Genomic DNA, 4,982 nt, shown 5'->3' with positions numbered 1-4,982 from the left:
TTCGATATCTGTATTCACAATGATTGCGATATGCACAATATTCACCTCAAGAATATTATGCGGTTAAGCATCCATATTGTACATTTTTAAACAATCATTTATGTACATCCTTAGGGTATCATTTATACAGGATGTACATAATACATTAAACTACCACGACTTTCAGTGGTCATAATCACCCCTTCTTTTGTCAGGTTCTTTACAATCTTAGTAAGTTCATCAGGGTCATGGTTAATAGCTTTAGCTAAATCACTTCTGCTCATTTTCCTGATGATACTAAAGTCCTCTTCGTTAGGGTTATAACAAAGAAAGCATTTCTCAAAGTGGAAATAGGGCAAAATCTTATAAAGAAAACCTAATTGATTTAGTGGCAACCTATCCACAATCGTACTTAACCGCCCTTTAAGTAGCTTTGCAAAGGGTTTATTTAATAGTTTACCCATACAATGGAAGTTTTCATTAATGTAAAAGACTTTGGAACGTCCTTCTTTTATTGGAATTAGTATAGAAAGGTATTCAAGCCTTTTTACTATTTGTTTTGTCTGCGTTGCTCCCCTACCCAGTATTGTTTGTAGGTCTTTTTGATTTAAGGGTTTACCTTCTCTAGATAGCTTTCCTTTCCCATTTTGCTTTAGATAGTGAAGTAGTTTCATAACCGCTCCACCTTCGATTAATGATAGATGTTGCGTAACCTCTTTGATTGGGTCAAGATAACATGCAACAAAGGGAATAATGTTTTTCTGCCTGTAAGCGGTTCTTTTTTTCTTTTCCTCCCATTTATTTTTCTCTTCCTCAGTCATATAATAGGTTACATTAACTGTCTCGCCTGTAATCGTATTTATCATTGGAATACTCATTTCTACATCCTCCTGATTTTCATATTCTTTTGAGTAATCGTTTCATGTGTCTTAATAGTTGCAGTAAAAAAACCACCGTAAGGGTGGGCTAGATTTCTACGCCATAAGGTAAAGCGTTTTTAATCTCGTCATCAGTAAAGCCTTTATCTCTAAGGAAATCTCCTAAAGTCTTTATTGGTATAGCAAAGTTATATTTGCTATTTCGTCTTTTCTCATACTCTAAAGGAACAGTTTTCAATAGTTGACGTTGTACTAATGATTTCACCGCTCCCTCGGTAAAGCTAATGTTAAAGTCATTAAGGATACGAGCGGTCTTTTCTACAGTTATTTTTCGCATGTTACTTTGCCCCCCTTAGATGATTGATAGAAAGCCTGTAAAACAAACTTTTCAAGTTCAGTTTCCGATACCTTTAAGGTTGTTCCTGCAAGTTTTAAAGCCTTTAATTTGCCTTCTTTAATCCATTTGCGGATTGTTTGTTCTTCAACGTCTAATAACTCAGCGACTATTTCAATAGAGTAAAGTTTACCAAGTTCATTTAGTATCATTATTACCACCGCCTTTGAGATAGTTTTTTAAATCATCTTGCAGCACTCTAATTGAACCGCCTACTTTTACTGAGGGGATTACCCCTTGTTTCGTAAGCACATAAGCTCGATTTTCAGATAGCTTTAAGATTTTAGCTACCTCAGGAATTTTCAATAGTTCCATAAAGTCACACCTTTCTTTTGCTGTTCACTGTCAGCCCCATTATAGGTAGAAGATATAGTGAAAAAACAAAAGATTGTAAAAGAAAAAAAGCAAAACAAAAAATTTTAAAATGGGTGTTTTGTACGTCAAATTAAAATAATTTTTAGACGGTGGGAGCGGATGAAGGTAGCTATTTTGCGTGGTAACATGAAGGTATCTCAATATTACTTATTTTGGGTACTAGCTTATTAAATAGGTGTTTGTCGCTTGAATAATATTTGACAAAAGGGGTATCCATTTTAAAGGGAATGGAATAAGTTTAAAATCATTTTATAGAGAGTTACGTACAAAAATATTTGGGGAAATTTCTCACAGAGGAAATGAGGATTACCTATAATCAAATAATGTTAAGTCGTTTACTAGGCACTAGGTACACTTTATATGTAAAAATAATAAGGAGCGGTTCTCATTTACCGCCCCCTTTCATTTAAGTAGGTATAGTCGCTTTTTATATTATTTTTCCTGTCAAAAGTACACAACACACGTCGAGTGCGTAGCGTTGATAGAGTTGAAATAGCTTGGTATCAATAGGTTTAGTGGTTTTTAACTAAATATAGAAGTGTGTTTTATGTTCCCTCGCACTAATAGTTCGGGGGATTTTTTGACCCCCGGGGTCTTACTTTTACACAGAATGAACAAATTTGAATTTTAGAAGAAGATTCTCAAGTGGTTTGTTATAATAAGGAAACAAATATATGTTAACTTTTGTTATAATTAAATGTAAATTAAATGTAAAATACATAATTCAAAGGAGATAGTATAAAAATCCCCCATTCAATGATAGTGATTGGGGACAAGCATCCTTAATAGACGATCCTCGTTGGAAGTTTGGTACACCCCCTGCGGGAAATGCTAACTTTGCTTGGATTGAGCATATGATCGATAAGTTAGGACAAGCAGCTGTTGTATTAGCAAATGGCTTCCTATCTTCAAATACTTTGGGTGAAGGGGAAATACGAAAGAATATTATCTCAGCAGATTTGGTTGAAGCTATTGTATCATTACCAGAAAAGTTATTTTATACAACCGGTATTCCTGTGTGTATTTGGATATTGAACCGTAACAAAAAACATAAAGGAAAAACATTGTTTATAGATGGACGTAAACTAGGTACAATGGTCAGTCGGAGATTACGTGAATTAACAGAAATAGATATTAATAAGATTACATAATTTTTAGTGGTGGAACTCCTTCAACAACCAAAGCTGAGTATTGGGATGGAGAGTTCCCTTGGTTATCTTCAGGAGAGACAAGAAACAGATTTATTTATAGAACTGATAAAACTATAACTCAAGCTGGAATAGATAATTCTTCAACTAAATTGGCAAAAGTGGGGGATGTAGTTATCGCCTCTGCGGGGCAAGGATAAACAAGAGGACAAGCATCTTATTGTGAAATAGATACTTATATTAATCAATCAATTATCTCAATAAGAAGTAATAAGGAACTAATCAACTCTAAGTTCTTATTTTACAACCTTAAAAATAGATATAATGAAATTCGTCAGCTATCTGACAGTCATAGTATTAGAGGAAGTTTAACAACAAAAATAGTAAAGAAAATGAAAATTTTATTACCTAGTCTACCGGAACAAGAACAAATTGTTAATGTATTGTATTCTCTAGATAAAAAAATTGAACATAATTATTCAATAAAGTGTACGTTGGAAGAAATAACATATACCATTTATAAACACTGGTTTGTCGATTTTGAATATCGTTATTTATAATAATGGGCTGCCACTCGTTGTTATAGAATTAAAAAGTGCTTCCCGTGAGGAAGTAAATATTGATGATGCATACAACAGTTAAAAAACTATATGTATGTCCACATCCCCTCTTTATTTTACTATGATGCTTTTTTTATGATTAGTGATGGTGTGGCGACTGAAGCCGGTACGATTACTGCACCTATTGATCGATTTTCTGCCTGGAAGAAAATTAATGTTGGAGATGCGATTATCGAAAATCGTCCATTAGACACAATGATGTATGGACTATTTAATAAATTTGAGTAGTTCTTCAAAGATGCTAAACTTAACGATAATAAATTTACGGAATACTTAAAAATATTATTTGAAGATTTTAATCATTATTTTGGTATTTCTTTAGATGAAAAGTACAAGAATTACTTGAACATATTAAGAAGCCTGTAGATACAATAGATTTTTATTATGTTTTTTCGATCTTACTTTGTTCTTAATCCGAATAACTTTATCGTCGTTTTTAATCCTCGGCACCATCTGTACTCTAAAATTATAAACATCTTCTATATACGACAAGCTTTATATGAATTTGTTGGCCAACTTTAAGGATCATACCTTTGTATTCGTATGGAAGGTAGATCTATATATTAAGGATGCGATAATTTGGAAAAGCAATATTTTGATTTAATTCAGTTCTTTGAAGGATATGTCCAAAATTACAGGCGGCTAAACTTATCGACCGTACATAATCGATCTATGTTTACCAAGAGAGAGATTGATTATTTTGCTAATCTAGGTGAAATGCTAGGATTTGATTCTTTTGTTGAAGATTCGAAGTTTGATAAAGTAAAAGGACGATCAAGACCAATGGATCTTTCTTGGTGGAAATGGGATAGCAGGGTGGACAATGAAAACTATGTTTATCTGGCGTTGCACTTGGAGCGGGAAAACCAGTGGAACAAGGATGAGGATACAATTGAAAAACTGTTTTCTGAAACGGAGGAAGGTTACATCCCTCATAATGTTATTGGAATTCAAAACATTGAATCGAAAGAAAAAATTGTAAGTCTCAACAATATGGTGACACAAAAGAACAGAATTCAAAAATCGAATGCTTTGATGGTATATCGTTACTTTGATAAGGATATTCAAGTTGAAAGAGTATCGGCACATCATTTTGGAGTAGATGGGTTAAATGAAGTTAGGCATGCGATTTGTAAGGAAGATGAATTTGGCTATTGGTTTATGTGTTTTGAAGAAGAGTTTGAGAGGTTGAATAAGGAAGGTTAAGTTTTTAGTTTATCCACACCTTCAAATGATCACTCTTATTTGTTCATGACAACCAAAGTGAACTTATCCAAAAATAAGTACCTTACTCCACAAAGTTGTCCACAAAAACGATTGTAAAGTAGCTTATCCACAGAATTTTTCAGAAGTGTTTTGCTTTAGATTATACTGGTTTCATCTCATCAACAGTACTTGATGTTTAAATAGCGTTATGGACGTAATAGATTCATATGGCCCGGAAAAGCGGACCAAAAAGTATGTATATAGTAATCTAAAAGTGGGCCACAAAAGTCATTGAAAACTCCCCCAGTAGGTTATAATAGCCCAGTAGAAATAAATTAATTGATTTCTAGTGGGGAGACTGGAGCGATGATTAACTTGAAAA

General features: G+C 33.4%; 7 protein-coding genes and 2 pseudogenes. 5 read left to right on the top strand and 4 right to left on the bottom strand.

Annotated elements, in window-relative coordinates:
* Positions 1 to 122: 122 nt before the first annotated feature.
* The 4 genes from NC799_RS18070 to NC799_RS18055 form a co-directional block, all read right to left on the bottom strand.
* On the bottom strand, positions 123 to 857 hold the full coding sequence (locus NC799_RS18070; RefSeq protein WP_272447826.1) for a hypothetical protein: 735 nt from the start codon (positions 855 to 857) through the stop codon (positions 123 to 125).
* Positions 858 to 945: 88 nt separating this feature from the next.
* Positions 946 to 1,194 carry a hypothetical protein gene (locus NC799_RS18065; RefSeq protein ID WP_272447825.1) on the bottom strand — a complete coding sequence of 83 codons (249 nt, stop codon included), beginning with the start codon at positions 1,192 to 1,194 and terminating at the stop codon, positions 946 to 948.
* Entirely contained in the window at positions 1,182 to 1,403 is a 222-nt protein-coding gene (locus NC799_RS18060; RefSeq protein WP_272447824.1) for a helix-turn-helix domain-containing protein, read from the bottom strand. Before NC799_RS18060 ends, NC799_RS18065 begins: the two co-directional genes overlap by 13 nt.
* Entirely contained in the window at positions 1,390 to 1,566 is a 177-nt protein-coding gene (locus tag NC799_RS18055) for a helix-turn-helix domain-containing protein (RefSeq protein ID WP_272447822.1), read from the bottom strand. The genes NC799_RS18060 and NC799_RS18055 overlap by 14 nt, the downstream gene beginning before the upstream one ends.
* An 803-nt stretch (positions 1,567 to 2,369) precedes the next feature.
* Between NC799_RS18055 and NC799_RS18050 the strand changes: the two are divergent.
* The 5 genes and pseudogenes from NC799_RS18050 to NC799_RS18035 form a co-directional block, all read left to right on the top strand.
* A pseudogene (locus tag NC799_RS18050) lies at positions 2,370 to 2,771 on the top strand (N-6 DNA methylase); the annotation flags it as partial.
* Between the two features lie 221 nt (positions 2,772 to 2,992).
* A pseudogene (locus NC799_RS18470) lies at positions 2,993 to 3,334 on the top strand (restriction endonuclease subunit S); the annotation flags it as partial.
* Positions 3,306 to 3,416 (top strand): type I restriction endonuclease, encoded by a 111-nt coding sequence (locus NC799_RS18045; RefSeq protein WP_334313873.1) that lies wholly within the window; start codon positions 3,306 to 3,308, stop codon positions 3,414 to 3,416. The pseudogene NC799_RS18470 and the gene NC799_RS18045, both read left to right, overlap by 29 nt.
* A 53-nt stretch (positions 3,417 to 3,469) precedes the next feature.
* Positions 3,470 to 3,622, top strand: a complete 153-nt coding sequence (locus tag NC799_RS18040) for a hypothetical protein (protein WP_272447820.1) — start codon at positions 3,470 to 3,472, stop codon at positions 3,620 to 3,622.
* Positions 3,623 to 3,973: 351 nt separating this feature from the next.
* Positions 3,974 to 4,600, top strand: a complete 627-nt coding sequence (locus NC799_RS18035; protein WP_272447819.1) for a hypothetical protein — start codon at positions 3,974 to 3,976, stop codon at positions 4,598 to 4,600.
* The last annotated feature ends 382 nt before the right edge of the window (positions 4,601 to 4,982 follow it).

The organism is Aquibacillus salsiterrae (assembly GCF_028416595.1).
In the GTDB taxonomy this organism is placed as follows: domain Bacteria; phylum Bacillota; class Bacilli; order Bacillales; family Amphibacillaceae; genus Aquibacillus_A; species Aquibacillus_A salsiterrae.
This window is presented reverse-complemented; position numbering and strand designations above follow the sequence as displayed.